The sequence below is a fragment of the Streptomyces sp. PR69 genome (genome assembly GCF_026420845.1).
In the GTDB taxonomy this organism is placed as follows: Bacteria; Actinomycetota; Actinomycetes; order Streptomycetales; family Streptomycetaceae; genus Streptomyces.
The window spans coordinates 187,444-202,954 of record NZ_JAOWCB010000010.1 but is presented as its reverse complement, the minus strand read 5'-3'; the positions used below and the strand labels follow the sequence as shown (position 1 = coordinate 202,954).

The 15,511-nt window shown below is 71.3% G+C and carries 14 protein-coding genes and 1 pseudogene; 14 read left to right on the top strand and 1 reads right to left on the bottom strand.

Annotated elements, in window-relative coordinates; all coding sequences use genetic code 11:
- From OF819_RS13150 to nusB, 8 genes and pseudogenes are all read left to right on the top strand, one after another.
- A pseudogene (locus tag OF819_RS13150) lies at window positions 1–139 on the top strand (chorismate synthase); the annotation flags it as partial.
- On the top strand, window positions 136–651 hold the full coding sequence (locus OF819_RS13145) for a shikimate kinase (protein ID WP_267243655.1): 516 nt from the start codon (window positions 136–138) through the stop codon (window positions 649–651). The pseudogene OF819_RS13150 and the gene OF819_RS13145, both read left to right, overlap by 4 nt.
- Window positions 648–1,742, top strand: a complete 1,095-nt coding sequence (aroB, locus tag OF819_RS13140; RefSeq protein ID WP_267243654.1) for a 3-dehydroquinate synthase — start codon at window positions 648–650, stop codon at window positions 1,740–1,742. The genes OF819_RS13145 and aroB overlap by 4 nt, the downstream gene beginning before the upstream one ends.
- Window positions 1,739–2,179, top strand: a complete 441-nt coding sequence (gene aroQ / locus OF819_RS13135) for a type II 3-dehydroquinate dehydratase (protein WP_267243653.1) — start codon at window positions 1,739–1,741, stop codon at window positions 2,177–2,179. The genes aroB and aroQ overlap by 4 nt, the downstream gene beginning before the upstream one ends.
- 137 nt (window positions 2,180–2,316) lie before the next feature.
- Window positions 2,317–3,234 carry an AAA family ATPase gene (locus tag OF819_RS13130; protein ID WP_267243652.1) on the top strand — a complete coding sequence of 306 codons (918 nt, stop codon included), beginning with the start codon at window positions 2,317–2,319 and terminating at the stop codon, window positions 3,232–3,234.
- A gap of 1,079 nt (window positions 3,235–4,313) precedes the next feature.
- Window positions 4,314–5,414 (top strand): aminopeptidase P family protein, encoded by a 1,101-nt coding sequence (locus OF819_RS13125; RefSeq protein WP_267243651.1) that lies wholly within the window; start codon window positions 4,314–4,316, stop codon window positions 5,412–5,414.
- 81 nt (window positions 5,415–5,495) lie between these two features.
- Entirely contained in the window at window positions 5,496–6,062 is a 567-nt protein-coding gene (efp, locus tag OF819_RS13120) for an elongation factor P (RefSeq protein WP_267243650.1), read from the top strand.
- 2 nt (window positions 6,063–6,064) lie between these two features.
- Window positions 6,065–6,493: a transcription antitermination factor NusB gene (nusB, locus tag OF819_RS13115; RefSeq protein WP_267243649.1), complete on the top strand. Its 429-nt coding sequence runs from the start codon at window positions 6,065–6,067 to the stop codon at window positions 6,491–6,493.
- Between the two features lie 199 nt (window positions 6,494–6,692).
- Here the strand turns inward: nusB and bldD are convergent, their stop codons facing one another.
- Window positions 6,693–7,193, bottom strand: a complete 501-nt coding sequence (gene bldD / locus OF819_RS13110; protein ID WP_030607052.1) for a transcriptional regulator BldD — start codon at window positions 7,191–7,193, stop codon at window positions 6,693–6,695.
- A 223-nt stretch (window positions 7,194–7,416) separates the two neighbouring features.
- Between bldD and pyrR the strand changes: the two genes are divergently transcribed.
- From pyrR to carB, 6 genes are all read left to right on the top strand, one after another.
- Entirely contained in the window at window positions 7,417–8,031 is a 615-nt protein-coding gene (gene pyrR / locus OF819_RS13105; RefSeq protein ID WP_267243648.1) for a bifunctional pyr operon transcriptional regulator/uracil phosphoribosyltransferase PyrR, read from the top strand.
- A 147-nt stretch (window positions 8,032–8,178) separates the two neighbouring features.
- A complete protein-coding gene (locus OF819_RS13100) occupies window positions 8,179–9,174 on the top strand; it encodes an aspartate carbamoyltransferase catalytic subunit (protein ID WP_267243647.1) in 996 nt (331 codons plus the stop codon).
- Window positions 9,175–9,176: 2 nt separating this feature from the next.
- Window positions 9,177–10,463 (top strand): dihydroorotase, encoded by a 1,287-nt coding sequence (locus tag OF819_RS13095; RefSeq protein WP_267243646.1) that lies wholly within the window; start codon window positions 9,177–9,179, stop codon window positions 10,461–10,463.
- Window positions 10,460–11,053 (top strand): hypothetical protein, encoded by a 594-nt coding sequence (locus OF819_RS13090; RefSeq protein WP_267243645.1) that lies wholly within the window; start codon window positions 10,460–10,462, stop codon window positions 11,051–11,053. Before OF819_RS13095 ends, OF819_RS13090 begins: the two co-directional genes overlap by 4 nt.
- Window positions 11,050–12,204 (top strand): glutamine-hydrolyzing carbamoyl-phosphate synthase small subunit, encoded by a 1,155-nt coding sequence (gene carA / locus OF819_RS13085; RefSeq protein ID WP_267243644.1) that lies wholly within the window; start codon window positions 11,050–11,052, stop codon window positions 12,202–12,204. Before OF819_RS13090 ends, carA begins: the two co-directional genes overlap by 4 nt.
- Window positions 12,197–15,505, top strand: a complete 3,309-nt coding sequence (gene carB, locus OF819_RS13080; RefSeq protein ID WP_267243643.1) for a carbamoyl-phosphate synthase large subunit — start codon at window positions 12,197–12,199, stop codon at window positions 15,503–15,505. Before carA ends, carB begins: the two co-directional genes overlap by 8 nt.
- Window positions 15,506–15,511 lie beyond the last annotated feature (6 nt).

The window sequence follows — 15,511 nt, the reverse complement described above, 5'->3', positions numbered from 1 at the left end:
CCCGGCGGCCGGGATCGTGGCCGAGGCGATGGTCGCGCTGGTGCTCGCCGACGCGGTGGCGGAGAAGTTCGGCGGCGACAGCGTCACCGAGACCCGCCGCAACGTCCAGTCCTACCTCGACAACCTCCAGATCCGGTGAGCGGCCCGCTGATCGTCCTCGTCGGGCCCATGGGCTCCGGCAAGTCGACGGTGGGCGAACTCCTCGCCGCACGCCTCGGCGTGACCTGCCGCGACACCGACGCCGACATCGTGGCGGCGGAAGGCCGGCCGATCTCCGACATCTTCGTCGAAGACGGCGAACCGCACTTCCGCGCACTGGAGCGCGAAGCCGTGCGGACCGCCGTCGCCGAGCACACCGGTGTCCTCGCCCTCGGCGGCGGCGCCATCCTCGACGCCGGCACCCGCGCGCTGCTGTCCGGGCTGCCGGTCGTCTATCTGTCGCTCGGCGTCGAAGAGGCCGTCCGGCGCACCGGACTCAACAAGGCACGCCCGCTGCTCGCCGTCAATCCGCGCAAACAGTGGCGCGAGCTGATGGAGGCGCGCCGCCCCCTCTACACCGAAGTGGCCCGCGCCGAAGTGGCCACCGACGAACGCACCCCCGAAGAGGTCGCCGAGGCGGTCCTCGACGCTTTGGAGCTGAAGGACGAATGACGGACGAGGCTGTGACCCGTATCCAGGTCGGCGGCTCGGAGGGCTCGGATCCGTACGAGGTGCTGGTCGGCCGGCAGCTGCTGGGCGAGCTGCCCGGACTGATCGGGACCCAGACCCAGCGCGTGGCCGTGCTGCACCCCGAGGCGCTCGCCGGGACCGGTGAGGCCATCCGCGAGGACCTCGCCGCACATGGCTACGAGGCCATCGCGATCCAGGTGCCCAACGCCGAAGAGGCCAAGACCGCGGAGGTCGCCGCGTACTGCTGGAAGGCGCTCGGCCAGACCGGCTTCACCCGCACCGATGTGATCGTCGGCGTGGGCGGCGGAGCCACCACCGACCTCGCCGGATTCGTGGCCGCCACCTGGCTGCGCGGAGTGCGCTGGATCGCGCTGCCGACCACGGTCCTGGCCATGGTGGACGCGGCGGTCGGCGGCAAGACCGGCATCAACACCGCCGAGGGAAAGAACCTCGTGGGCGCCTTCCATCCGCCCGCCGGCGTGCTGTGCGACCTGGCCGCGCTGGACTCGCTTCCGGTGAACGACTACGTCTCAGGACTCGCCGAGATCATCAAGGCGGGCTTTATCGCCGACCCCGCGATCCTCGACCTGATCGAGGCCGACCCCGAGGGCGCCAGGACGCCCGCCGGGCCGCACACCGCCGAACTGATCGAGCGCTCCATCCGCGTCAAGGCCGAGGTCGTCTCCAGCGACCTCAAGGAGTCCGGGCTGCGGGAGATCCTCAACTACGGCCACACACTCGCCCACGCCATCGAGAAGAACGAGCGCTACAAGTGGCGGCACGGCGCGGCCGTCTCCGTCGGCATGGTCTTCGCCGCGGAACTCGGCCGGCTGGCGGGACGCCTGGACGACGCCACCGCGGACCGGCACCGCCGCGTGCTCGGGGCCGTCGGCCTGCCGCTCACCTACCGCGGCGACCAGTGGCCCAAGCTCCTGGAGACCATGAAGGTCGACAAGAAGTCCCGAGGCAGTCTGCTGCGCTTTATCGTCCTCGACGGACTGGCCAAGCCCGCCGTGCTGGAGGGCCCCGACCCGGCCGTGCTGCTCGCCGCGTACGGAGAGGTGTCCGCATGACCCGGCGCGTCCTGGTCCTCAACGGGCCCAACCTCGGACGGCTCGGCTCCCGCGAACCCGACGTCTACGGCGCGACCTCCTACGCGGGCCTGGTGGAGACCTGCCAGGCGCTCGGCAAGGAACTCGGCTTTGACGTCGACGTACGGGAGACGAACGACGAGGGCGAGATGATCCGCTGGCTGCACGAGGCCGCGGACGGCGCCCTTCCGGTGGTTCTCAACCCCGGTGCCTTCACACACTATTCGTACGGGATGCGGGACGCGGCCGCACAGCGCACCGCGCCGCTGATCGAGGTGCACATCTCGAATCCCTACGCACGGGAGGCATTTCGCCATACGTCGGTGGTGGCGGCCGTCGCCAGTGGCACGATCGCGGGCTTCGGCATTGGCTCCTACCGGCTGGCGCTGCGGGCCCTGGCGGAGGAACTGTCCGTCTGACAGGCGGCCTTGGGCGTCTGCGTAAACCCCCCTGCCGTTCCCACTCCAGCGGCGGGGGGATGTAGATTCGATAACGGCGGCCCGTATCGAGCCGCCTGACCAGCGAGTTGTCGTCGTACGAGACGGAGTGGCACCGGATGCAGCACGCAGTGGGAGCTCCGCTGCCGCCGCCCCACGGGCCGGGGCACGGATCGGCGGGATGGGCACATGGCGCCCGGCATCCGGGGCCGCCGCCTTCGGCTCCGCCCGCGCCGGGGGCGACCGGGCATGTCCCGCTGGCGCCGGGCGGGCCGGTCCCGATGACCGGCCCGCCACCTAGCCCGCCGACCGGCCCGCCGCCTAGCCCGCCGACCGGCCCGCCGCCCGGCGCTCCGGCCCCGGCCTCCGGCCCCGCAGCGACCCCGCCCTCCGGCCCGGTGCCGGTCCCGGCCCCAGCTCCGGCCTCCGGCCCGGCTGCCGCTCCGGGGGAGACCATCGGCGCTGGCACCGGCACCGGTGCGGCCACGCTGGCCGTCCTGCTGATCGGCCCCGCCGGTGCGGGCAAGACGACGGTGGCCCGCCACTGGGCGACGAGCCGTCCCGTGCCCACCGCGCACATCAGCCTCGACGACGTCCGCGAATGGGTCTGCTCCGGCTTCGCCGACCCCCAGTCCGGGTGGACCGACAACTCCGAGGCCCAGTACCGCCTGGCCCGCCGCACCTGCGGCTTCGCCGCGCGCAACTTCCTCGCCAACGGCATCTCCTGCATCCTCGACGACGCCGTCTTCCCGGACCGCCCGGTCGTCGGCCTCGGCGGCTGGAAGCGGCATGTGGGCCCCGGCCTGCTGCCGGTGGTGCTGCTCCCGGGCCTCGACATCGTGCTCGAACGCAACGCCGAACGCGCCGGCAACCGCCGCCTCTCCGATGAGGAGGTCGCGGGCATCCACGGCCGTATGGCCGGTTGGTACGGCTCCGGCCTCCCGATCATCGACAACTCCACGTATGACGTGGAAACGACGGCGAGGGCCCTTGACGACGTCCTGGCTCGCGCGATCGCGAGCCCGCCGTCTTGGTAGGCGGTTTTCTTTCCCCTGCCCCGCCACTTCCCGTAACTGGGGGCTTAAGCCCCCAGACCCCCTCCCGGGGGGCGGGGCTGCGGGGCTGGCGCCCCGCGCCCCCTGGCGGTCGGCAGCTTCGCGCCGCCGCCCCCTGTACGGCCTGAAGGCCGTGTCCGCAAGCTCCCCCAGACCCCCTCCGGGGGTTGCCCCCAAAGGGCTGGGAACTGGCTGCGCCAAATCCCAGCCCGCTGGGGGTGCCTCCGTGCCCCGGACGGAGTCTGGCGCACGGAGCTGGGGGAGCTTGAGGCGCAAGGGCCGCATGATCAAGCCCCGCCGACGCTTGAGGCGTGAGGAGCCGGAAGCCCGGCTTTGCCGGGGTGTGAGGTGTGGGGTGCGGGGAGTCGGAAGCTCGGCTTTGCCGACGCTTGGGGTGCGGGGAGCCGCGAAATCTGGCTTCGCGGGGGTGTGGGGTGTGGGAGCTGGAGGCCTGGCTTTGCCGGGGTGTGGGGTGCGGGGAGTCGGAAGCTCGGCTTTGCCGACGCTTGGGGTGCGGGGAGCTGGAAATCCAGCCTCGCGGGGGTGTGGGGTGTGGGAGCTGGAGACCTGGCTTTGCCGGGGTGTGAGGCACGGGGAGTCGGAAGCCCGGCTCGCCGACGCTTGGGGTGCGGGGAGCCGGAAATCTGGCTTTGCCGGGGTTTGGGGTGCGGGGAGCCGGAAGCCCGGCTTCGCCGACGCTTGAGGCACGGGGAGCCGGAAGCCCGGCTTCGCCGGGGTTTGAGGCGCGAAGGGCCAGAAATCCAGCCCCGCCGGCGTTTGAGGCGCGGGGGTTCGGGGGCGGAGCCCCCGCACGGGGGCTGGGGCGGAGCCCCAGTTGCGGACACCGCGGCCCGCCCCCGTCGGCTGTTCCGGCCCCCTGCGGCGAGGCTGCCGTCGTGCAGGCGGGCGGTGGCGATGCGCGAGGGGCTCGTCACGCACGTGCTTGGCGGGAGCCAGCCGCCGGGGGGCGTGGGGGCGCAGCCCCCGCAGGAGTGCCGTCGCGCACCCTGTCGGGGGCGGTCCGCGCGACGGCTCGGCCTCAGGCTCGTAGGCTCGGGGCCATGGGTGAGGTGTTTGGCGTACGGCGCGGTCGGCTCCGCGAGCAGTGCGCGGCGAACGGCAGTGCCGCCGCGCTCGTCTCCCGCCCCGCCAACGTCCGCTATCTCGCCGGCGCCGCCCCGCCCGACGCCGTTCTCCTCCTCGGCCCCGGCGAGGACGTCCTGCTCTGCCCGTACCCGGCCGCCCCGGCGGACGGCCGCCCCGACGACGCCCTCCGTGTCACCGTCCTGCCCGGCTCCGCAGGCGACCCCGCCGTCGCCGCGGCGGAGCTCGCACGGACCGCGGGAGCGGACTCCATCGCCGTCGAGGAGCACCACCTCACCGTCTCCCGCCACCGCGCGGTCCGCTCCGTCGCCCCCCGCGTCCGGCTCACCGACCTCGGTCACTCCGTGGAGCAGCTCCGCCTCGTCAAGGACGAGGAGGAGATCGCCTGTCTGCGGATCGCGGCGGAGATCACCGACCAGGCGCTGGGCGAGCTTCTGGAGTCCATCCTGGTGGGCCGCACCGAACGGCATCTCGCGCTTGAACTGGAGCGCCGCCTCGTCGACCACGGCGCCGACGGCCCCGCCTTTCCGACCTCCGTCGCCACCGGCCCCAACTCCGGCCGCGCCGCCCACCGCCCCAGCGACCGCCGGGTCGAGGAGGGCGACTTCCTCACGGTCTGCCTCGGCGCCGACTACCGTGGCTACCGCTGCGAGATCGGCCGTACGTTCGTCATCGGCACGACCCCCGCCGACTGGCAGATCGAGCTGTACGACCTGGTCTTCGCCGCGCAGCGGGCGGGCAGGGAGGCCCTCGTCCCGGGCGCCGCCTGCCGCGATGTGGACCGTGCGGCCCGGCAGATCCTGGACGCCGCCGGCCATGGCGACGGTCTCTCGGCGGCGACCGGCCATGGGGTCGGGCTCGAAATCGATGAGGACCCGCAGCTGACGCCTGTCGCCATGGGTAAACTGGACGCTTGTGTGCCGGTCACCGTCGAACCGGGGGTCCACCTCCCGGGCCGGGGCGGCGTCCGGATCGATGACACGCTCGTCGTGCGCCAGGAGGCGGACGGCGGACCCGAGCTACTCACCATCACGACCAAGGAGCTGCTCGCGCTCTAGCTCTCGCCGGCCCGGCCGGCGCCTGCCTGCGCGTGCGTCCCTTCGTCGTCCACCAGCGTCAGTCCAGGAGATTCCGCAACCGTGGCTTCCACGAACGACCTCAAGAACGGCATGGTGCTCAAGCTCGAAGGCGGCCAGCTCTGGTCCGTCGTCGAGTTCCAGCACGTCAAGCCCGGCAAGGGCCCGGCCTTTGTGCGCACCAAGCTCAAGAACGTGCTCTCCGGCAAGATCGTCGACAAGACGTTCAACGCTGGCGTGAAGGTCGAGACGGCCACCGTCGACCGCCGCGACATGCAGTTCTCCTACATGGACGGCGACTACTTCGTCTTCATGGACATGGAGACGTACGACCAGCTGCACGTCGACCGCAAGGCCGTCGGCGACGCCGCGAACTTCCTGATCGAGGGCTTCGAGGCCACCGTCGCCACCCACGAGGGCGAGGTGCTCTACGTCGAGCTGCCGGCCGCCGTCGAGCTGGAGATCAAGGAGACCGAGCCGGGCGTCCAGGGTGACCGCTCCACCGGCGGCACCAAGCCCGCCACGCTGGAGACCGGCTACACCATCCAGGTCCCGCTCTTCATCACCACCGGTGAGAAGATCAAGGTCGACACCCGTTCCGGCGACTACCTCGGCCGGGTGAACAGCTAACAGTGGCTGCCCGGAACAAGGCCCGTAAGCGCGCCTTCCAGATCCTCTTCGAGGCCGACCAGCGCGGCGCGAGCGTGGAGACGGTCCTCGCGGACTGGGTGCGGCACTCACGGACCGACGACCGGCAGCCGCCGGTCGGCGAGTACACGATGGAGCTGGTCGAGGGGTACGCGGCGCACGCGGCCCGGATCGACGAGCTCATCGCCTCCTACGCGGTCGGCTGGACGCTCGACCGGATGCCGGTCGTCGACCGCAATATCCTCCGGCTCGGCACATATGAGCTGGTGTGGGTGGACGAGACGCCGGACGCCGTGGTCATCGACGAGGCGGTGCAGCTCGCGAAGGAGTTCTCCACCGACGAGTCTCCCTCCTTTGTGAACGGTCTGCTGGGCCGCTTCAAGGAGCTCAAGCCGAGCCTGCGCCGCGACTGACGCGCCGGGCGCGGTCCTGCGACCAACAGGCCCGCGGCGGAAGACAAGACGGTCTTCCGCCGCGGGCCTGCCGCATATCCGGGCGCCGAGCGAGGCAGTATCCAGAGAGGCAGTTTCGGGATACGCCTCAAGGCGGGCCCCGGCCTTGGGGACCCGCCCTGACGACGTGACGTTTCTCCTGACGAGGACGGAGCCGGCGTCAGCTCTCCTCGTGGGCGACGGCGCGGCGCGCGTCCGCGTCCAGCACACCCCAGCTGATGAGCTGCTCGGTGAGCACCGAAGGCGACTGGTCATAGATCACCGCAAGCGTGCGCAGATCGTCCTGACGGATCGACAGCACCTTGCCGTTGTAGTCCCCGCGCTGGGACTGGATCGTGGCGGCGTAACGCTGAAGCGGTCCCGCCTTCTCGGCCGGCACATGGGCCAGGCGCTCCAGGTCGAGAACGAGCTTCGGCGGCGGCTCGGCGGCCCCGCCCGGCGTGGTGCCGGGAAGCAGCTCCTGCACCGGCACGCCGTAGAAGTCGGCCAGCTCGGCCAGACGCTGTACGGTCACGGCGCGGTCGCCGCGCTCATAGGATCCGACCACCACAGCCTTCCAGCGGCCCTGGGACTTCTCTTCCACTCCGTGGAGGGACAGGCCCTGCTGGGTGCGGATGGCGCGGAGCTTGGCCCCGAGCTGCTTTGCGTATTCGCTGGACATATAGCTCCCCGGACGCTGTATCGACGTGCGGCTCCGCCGCGCGGCTGGTCACTCACTGTGAGGTTACGCAGCGTTACTTATGCGCGTCAAGTCGAATGGTCCACACCGGGTCCCCCTAAGGGGGCGTATCCGTGCCGAGCGGGGGCCCTGCTAGGCTGGGCAGCGCAATTTCGACGTCCTTTAAGGTCCGTCCCGTGAGGCGGAGAAGGAGGTCCGTTTCCACATGGACGCACAGCAGCGCTCCGACGCGGCGGCACGCCCCGTTCTGGAGGCGCCCGACATCGCGCGGGTACTGACCCGCATCGCCCACGAGATCGTCGAACGCGCCAAGGGCGCCGACGACGTGGTGCTCCTCGGCATTCCGACCCGCGGGGTCTTCCTGGCCCGCCGGCTGGCCGACAAGCTGGAGGCCGTCACCGGGCGCAGCATCCCGGTCGGCTCCCTCGACATCACCATGTACCGCGACGACCTGCGGATGCGGCCCGCGCGCGCCCTGGCGCGCACCGAGATCCCCGGCGACGGCGTCGACGGACGTCTGGTCGTCCTCGTCGACGACGTGCTCTTCTCCGGGCGCACCATCCGCGCCGCCCTCGACGCCCTCGGCGACATCGGCCGGCCGCGCGCCGTCCAGCTCGCCGTGCTCGTCGACCGCGGCCACCGCGAACTGCCCATCCGCGCCGACTACGTCGGCAAGAACCTCCCCACGTCGCTGCGGGAGACGGTCAGGGTCCAGCTCGCCGAGGAGGACGGCCGCGACACCGTGCTGCTCGGCCTCCGCGAGACCGCCGACGCGGCTGACACGGCCGAGACCGCCACCGCCACGGTCCGCGAGCAGTAGCCCCGGCCCGTGCGGCCCCTGCACGGGCCGCCACGACCCGCCGGGCACGCGCCCCACGGACCCTCCCGCGCGCCCACCCAGCGCACCGGCATGCCCACAGGGCGCCCCCCCGGACGCCCGCCCCGCCACACACCGGAGCACACCCAGATGAAGCGCCACCTCATCTCGGCCGCCGACCTCACCCGCGACGACGCCGTCCTCATCCTCGACACCGCCGAGGAGATGGCCCGGGTCGCCGACCGGCCGATCAAGAAGCTGCCCACCCTGCGCGGCCGCACCGTCGTCAACCTCTTCTTCGAGGACTCGACCCGCACCCGGATCTCCTTCGAGGCCGCCGCCAAGCGGCTCTCCGCCGACGTCATCAACTTCTCCGCCAAGGGCTCGTCGGTCTCCAAGGGCGAGTCCCTCAAGGACACCGCGCTGACCCTGGAGGCCATGGGCGCCGACGCCGTCGTCATCCGCCACCACGCCTCCGGCGCCCCCTACCGGCTCGCCACCTCCGGCTGGATCGACGGCTCGGTCGTCAACGCGGGCGACGGCACCCACGAGCACCCCACCCAGGCGCTGCTGGACGCCTTCACCATGCGCCGCCGCCTCACCGGCCCCGACGAGGGCCTGGGCCAGGGTCTCGACGGCCGCCGGATCACGATCGTCGGCGATGTGCTGCACAGCCGCGTCGCCCGCTCCAACGTCCATCTGCTGCACACGCTCGGCGCGCACGTCACCCTGGTGGCCCCGCCCACCCTCGTGCCCGTCGGCGTCGGGACCTGGCCCTGCGACGTCTCCTACGACCTCGACCAGGTGCTGCCCAAGTCCGACGCGGTGATGATGCTGCGTGTGCAGCGCGAGCGGATGAACGCCGCCTTCTTCCCCACCGAGCGCGAGTACTCGCGCCGCTACGGCCTGGACGGCGAGCGGATGGCGAAGATGCCCGAGCACGCGGTCGTGATGCACCCGGGGCCGATGAACCGCGGCATGGAGATCACCGCCGAGGTCGCCGACTCCGCGCGCTGCACCGCCGTCGAGCAGGTCGCCAACGGCGTCTCCATCCGCATGGCCGTCCTCTACCTGCTGCTCGGCGGCAACGAACCCGCCGTCGCCGCCGCCCCCGCCGCTTCGTCCCGTACCGAGGAGAGCAAGTGACCATGAGCAAGACCCTGATCCGCGGCGCGAAGGTGCTGGGCGGCGAGCCGCAGGACGTCCTGATCGACGGTGAGACGATCGAGGCCGTCGGGGCCGGCCTGAGCGCCGACGGCGCGCGGATCGTCGACGCCGCGGGGCAGATCCTGCTGCCCGGCCTGGTCGATCTGCACACCCATCTGCGCGAGCCCGGCCGCGAGGACTCCGAGACCGTGCTGACCGGGACGCGCGCCGCCGCCTCCGGCGGCTACACGTCCGTCTTCGCCATGGCCAACACCTTCCCCGTCGCCGACACCGCCGGCGTTGTCGAGCAGGTCTGGCGGCTCGGCAAGGAGCACGGCTACTGCGACGTCCAGCCGATCGGCGCGGTCACCGTGGGCCTGGAGGGCCAGAAGCTCGCCGAGCTGGGCGCCATGCACGACTCCGCCGCAGGGGTGACCGTCTTCTCCGACGACGGCAAGTGCGTCCACGACGCCGTGATCATGCGCCGGGCGCTGGAGTATGTGAAGGCTTTCGGCGGGGTCGTCGCCCAGCACGCCCAGGAGCCGCGGCTGACCGAGGGCGCCCAGATGAACGAGGGCGTCGTCTCCGCGGAGCTCGGCCTCGGCGGCTGGCCCGCCGTCGCCGAGGAGTCGATCATCGCCCGTGATGTGCTGCTCGCCGAGCACGTCGGCTCCCGCGTCCACATCTGCCATCTGTCGACCGCCGGCTCCGTCGAGATCGTCCGCTGGGCCAAGTCCCGCGGCATCGACGTCACCGCCGAGGTCACCCCGCACCATCTGCTCCTCACGGACGAGCTGGTGCGCAGCTACGACCCCGTCTACAAGGTCAACCCGCCGCTGCGCACCGAGCGCGACGTCATGGCGCTGCGCGAGGCCCTCGCCGACGGCACGATCGACATCGTGGCCACCGACCACGCCCCGCACCCGCACGAGGACAAGGACTGCGAGTGGGCCGCGGCCGCCATGGGCATGGTCGGCCTGGAGACCGCCCTGTCCGTCGTCCAGGAGACGATGGTCGAGACCGGGCTGCTGGACTGGGCGGGCGTCGCCGACCGGATGTCCTTCGCCCCCGCCCGCATCGGCCGCGCCGAGGGCCACGGCCGCCCCGTCTCGGCAGGTGAGCCCGCCAACCTCACCCTCGTCGATCCGGCATACCGTGGAGCCGTGGACCCCGTGGGCTTCGCCTCCCGCAGCCGCAACACCCCCTACGAGGGCCGTGAGCTGCCGGGGCGCGTCACCCACACCTTCCTGCGGGGCCGTGCGACGCTCATGGACGGGAAGCTGGCGTGACACCTGCACCGCTGATCACCCTCGCCGCCGAACGGCAGTCCGCCGAAGTCACCGACTGGGCCGCCCGCCTCGGCTGGGTCGCCGGACTGCTGCTCTTCATCGCCCTCGTCTACTGGCTGATGCGCCAGGGATGGAAGTGGCGTTCCGAGCTCCAGTCGGGTCTGCCGGAGCTTCCCGGAGTGCCCGACGAGCCCGGCGAGCCGACACTGAGAATGAGCGGCCGCTACCACGGCTCGACGACCGCAGGCCAGTGGCTCGACCGGATCGTGGCACGCGGCCTCGGCTCCCGGAGCCGGGCCGAGCTGTGCCTCACCGACGCCGGACTCGCCGTCGTACGCCCAGGGGCGAGCGACTTCTTCATCCCGGCCGCCGCCCTGCGTGGAGCCAGGCTCGACAAGGGCATCGCCGGGAAGGTCCTCCCGGAAGGCGGGCTCCTGATCGTCACCTGGGAGCACGGCGGCAAGCTGATCGACTCCGGCTTCCGCTCCGACCGGGCGGCGGAACACGCCGACTGGATCGCCGCCCTCGACCACACGGCCGCCCCCGGCCACACCAACGACAAGCAGACGACGGAAGGCACGGCACGATGACGACCTCCACCCGGGGAGCCAAGGTTCCCGCCGTACTCGTCCTGGAGGACGGCCGCATCTTCCGCGGCCGCGCCTACGGGGCCGTGGGGGAGACCTTCGGCGAGGCCGTGTTCTCCACCGGCATGACCGGCTACCAGGAGACCCTGACCGACCCGTCGTACTGCCGCCAGGTCGTCGTGATGACCGCCCCGCACGTCGGCAACACCGGCGTCAACGACGAGGACCCCGAGTCCTCCCGCATCTGGGTGTCCGGCTATGTCGTCCGCGACCCCGCCCGCATCCCCTCCAACTGGCGCGCCCGGCGCAGCCTCGACGAGGAGCTGCGCAGCCAGGGCGTCGTCGGCATCAGCGGAGTCGACACCCGTGCGCTGACCCGTCATCTGCGCGAGCGCGGCGCGATGCGCGTCGGCATCTTCTCCGGCAACGCCCTGCCCGACGAGGGCACGATGCTCGCCGAGGTCCGCCAGGCCCCCGAGATGAAGGGCGCGAACCTCTCCGAGCAGGTCGCCACCCAGGAGCCGTACGTCGTCCCCGCGATCGGCGAGAAGAAGTTCACCGTCGCCGCGATCGACCTCGGCATCAAGGGCATGACCCCGCACCGGATGGCGGAACGCGGCATCGAGGTCCACGTCCTGCCCGCCACCGCCACCCCCGAGGACGTCTACGCCGTGAACCCCGACGGCGTGTTCTTCTCCAACGGCCCCGGCGACCCCGCCACCGCGGACGGCCCCGTCGCCCTGATGAAGGCCGTCCTGGAGCGCAGGACCCCGCTGTTCGGCATCTGCTTCGGCAACCAGATCCTCGGCCGCGCTCTGGGCTTCGGCACCTACAAGCTCAAGTACGGCCATCGCGGGATCAACCAGCCGGTGCAGGACCGCACCACGGGCAAGGTTGAGGTCACCGCCCACAACCACGGATTCGCCGTCGACGCCCCGCTCGACAAGATCTCCGACACCCCCTACGGCCGCGCCGAGGTCTCCCACGTCTGCCTCAATGACAACGTGGTGGAGGGCCTCCAGCTGCTCGACCAGCCGGCCTTCAGCGTCCAGTACCACCCCGAGGCGGCCGCGGGCCCGCACGACGCCGCGTACCTCTTCGACCGCTTCACGTCTTTGATGAGCACAGCCCTGATGGAGGCCGAGCGTGCCTAAGCGCACCGATATCCAGTCCGTCCTGGTCATCGGCTCCGGCCCGATCGTCATCGGCCAGGCAGCAGAGTTTGACTACTCCGGCACCCAGGCCTGCCGCGTCCTCAAGGCCGAGGGCCTGCGGGTCATCCTGGTGAACTCCAACCCCGCGACGATCATGACCGACCCGGAGATCGCCGACGCCACCTATGTCGAGCCGATCACCCCGGAGTTCGTAGAGAAGATCATCGCCAAGGAGCGCCCGGACGCGCTCCTGCCCACCCTCGGCGGTCAGACCGCCCTCAACACCGCCATCTCCCTCCATGAGAACGGCGCCCTCGACAAGTACGGCGTCGAGCTGATCGGCGCGAACGTCGAGGCCATCCACAAGGGCGAGGACCGCGACCAGTTCAAGCTGGTCGTCGACGCCGTCAACGCCAAGATCGGCCACGGTGAGTCCGCCCGCTCGGTGATCTGCCACTCCATGGACGAGGTCCTCAAGGGCGTGGAGCAGCTCGGCGGCTACCCCGTCGTCGTCCGGCCCTCCTTCACCATGGGCGGCGCGGGCTCCGGCTTCGCCCACGACGAGGACGAGCTGCGCCGCATCGCGGGCCAGGGACTGACGCTCTCCCCCACCACCGAGGTGCTCCTGGAGGAGTCCATTCTCGGCTGGAAGGAGTACGAGCTTGAGCTGATGCGCGACAAGCACGACAACGTCGTGGTCGTCTGCTCCATCGAGAACTTCGACCCGATGGGCGTGCACACCGGCGACTCCATCACCGTCGCGCCCTCGATGACGCTGACCGACCGCGAGTACCAGATTCTGCGCGACATCGGCATCGCCGTCATCCGCGAGGTCGGCGTCGACACCGGCGGCTGCAACATCCAGTTCGCGGTCAACCCCGAGGACGGCCGGGTCATCGTCATCGAGATGAACCCGCGCGTCTCCCGCTCCTCCGCCCTCGCCTCCAAGGCCACCGGCTTCCCGATCGCCAAGATCGCCGCCAAGCTGGCCGTCGGCTACACGCTCGACGAGATCCCCAACGACATCACCCGGGAGACCCCGGCCTCCTTCGAGCCCACGCTCGACTATGTCGTGGTCAAGGTCCCGCGCTTCGCGTTCGAGAAGTTCCCCTCCGCCGACTCCACGCTGACCACCACCATGAAGTCGGTCGGCGAGGCCATGGCCATCGGCCGCAACTTCACCGAGGCGCTGCAGAAGGCGCTGCGCTCCCTGGAGAAGAAGGGCAGCCAGTTCTCCTTCACCGGCGACCCCGGGGACAAGGCTGAGCTGCTCCGTGCGGCCGCCCGCCCCACCGACGGCCGGATCAACACCGTCATGCAGGCCATCCGCGCCGGCGCCACCCCCGAGGAGGTGTTCGAGGCCACCCGCATCGACCCGTGGTTCGTCGACCAGCTCTTCCTGATCAAGGAGTACGCGGACGAGCTGGCCGCCGTCGAGAAGCTTGAGCCCGAGCTGCTCGGCGAGGCCAAGCGGCACGGCTTCTCCGACGCCCAGATCGCCGAGATCCGCGGACTGCGCGAGGAAGTCGTCCGCGAGGTCCGGCACGCCCTGGGCATCCGCCCGGTCTACAAGACGGTCGACACCTGCGCCGCCGAGTTCGCCGCCAGGACCCCGTACTTCTACTCCTCCTACGACGAGGAGACCGAGGTCGCACAGCGCGACAAGCCCGCGGTGATCATCCTGGGCTCTGGGCCGAACCGCATCGGCCAGGGCATCGAGTTCGACTACTCCTGCGTCCACGCCTCTTTCGCGCTGTCCGACGCCGGGTACGAGACCGTGATGGTCAACTGCAACCCGGAGACCGTCTCCACCGACTACGACACCTCCGACCGGCTCTACTTCGAGCCGCTCACCCTGGAGGACGTCCTGGAGATCGTCCACGCGGAGTCGCTGGCCGGGCCGGTCGCGGGCGTCGTCGTCCAGCTCGGCGGACAGACGCCGCTGGGCCTGGCCCAGGCCCTCAAGGACAACGGCGTGCCCATCGTCGGCACCTCCCCGGAGGCCATCCACGCCGCGGAGGACCGCGGAGCGTTCGGCCGCGTCCTCGCCGAGGCCGGACTGCCCGCCCCCAAGCACGGCACCGCCACCACCTTCGCCGAGGCCAAGGCCATCGCCGACGAGATCGGCTACCCCGTCCTCGTCCGCCCCTCGTACGTCCTGGGCGGCCGCGGCATGGAGATCGTGTACGACGAGACCCGGCTGTCGGCGTACATCGCGGAGTCCACCGAGATCAGCCCGGACCGCCCGGTCCTGGTCGACCGCTTCCTCGACGACGCGATCGAGATCGACGTCGACGCCCTCTACGACGGGCACGAGCTCTACCTCGGCGGCGTCATGGAGCACATCGAGGAAGCCGGAATCCACTCCGGCGACTCCGCCTGCGCCCTGCCCCCGATCACCCTCGGCGGCTTCGACGTCAAGCGGCTGCGCGCCTCCACCGAGGCCATCGCCAGGGGCGTGGGCGTCCGCGGACTGATCAACATCCAGTTCGCCATGGCCGGCGACATCCTGTACGTGCTGGAGGCCAACCCGCGCGCCTCCCGCACCGTCCCCTTCACCTCCAAGGCCACCGCCGTGCCGCTGGCGAAGGCCGCCGCCCGCATCTCGCTGGGCGCGACCGTCGCCGAGCTGCGCGCCGAGGGGCTGCTCCCGGCGAACGGCGACGGCGGCACGCTGCCGCTGGACGCGCCGATCTCCGTCAAGGAGGCAGTCATGCCGTGGTCCCGCTTCCGCGACATCCACGGCCGCGGCGTCGACACCGTCCTCGGCCCGGAGATGCGGTCCACCGGAGAGGTCATGGGCATCGACTCCGTCTTCGGCACCGCCTACGCCAAGTCGCAGTCGGGCGCGTACGGTCCGCTGCCGACGAAGGGCCGCGCCTTCATCTCCGTCGCCAACCGCGACAAGCGGTCGATGATCTTCCCGGCGCGGGAGCTGGTGGCCCATGGCTTCGAGCTGCTCGCCACCTCGGGCACCGCCGAAGTCCTCAAGCGCAACGGCATCAACGCCTCCGTCGTGCGCAAGCAGTCCGACGGCGAGGGCCCGAACGGCGAGAAGACCATCGTCCAGCTCATCCACGACGGACAGGTCGACCTCATCGTCAACACCCCGTACGGCACGGGAGGCCGCCTCGACGGCTACGACATCCGCACCGCGGCCGTCGCCCGCGGGGTGCCGTGCCTGACGACGGTCCAGGCGCTTGCCGCGGCGGTCCAGGGCATTGACGCGCTGAACCGCGGGGATGTCGGGGTCCGCTCGCTCCAGGAACACGCGGAACATCTGACGGCGACGCGCGACTGATCCCCC

Bases quoted from the DNA above. Each gene is read 5' to 3' on its own strand.
- aroQ (WP_267243653.1), top strand. From the start codon at position 1,739: ATGACCCGGCGCGTCCTGGTCCTCAACGGGCCCAACCTCGGACGGCTC.
- OF819_RS13130 (WP_267243652.1), top strand. From the start codon at position 2,317: ATGCAGCACGCAGTGGGAGCTCCGCTGCCGCCGCCCCACGGGCCGGGG.
- OF819_RS13095 (WP_267243646.1), top strand. From the start codon at position 9,177: ATGAGCAAGACCCTGATCCGCGGCGCGAAGGTGCTGGGCGGCGAGCCG.
- OF819_RS13125 (WP_267243651.1), top strand. From the start codon at position 4,314: ATGGGTGAGGTGTTTGGCGTACGGCGCGGTCGGCTCCGCGAGCAGTGC.
- carA (WP_267243644.1), top strand. From the start codon at position 11,050: ATGACGACCTCCACCCGGGGAGCCAAGGTTCCCGCCGTACTCGTCCTG.
- OF819_RS13100 (WP_267243647.1), top strand. From the start codon at position 8,179: ATGAAGCGCCACCTCATCTCGGCCGCCGACCTCACCCGCGACGACGCC.
- pyrR (WP_267243648.1), top strand. From the start codon at position 7,417: ATGGACGCACAGCAGCGCTCCGACGCGGCGGCACGCCCCGTTCTGGAG.
- bldD (WP_030607052.1), bottom strand. From the start codon at position 7,193: ATGTCCAGCGAATACGCAAAGCAGCTCGGGGCCAAGCTCCGCGCCATC.
- aroB (WP_267243654.1), top strand. From the start codon at position 648: ATGACGGACGAGGCTGTGACCCGTATCCAGGTCGGCGGCTCGGAGGGC.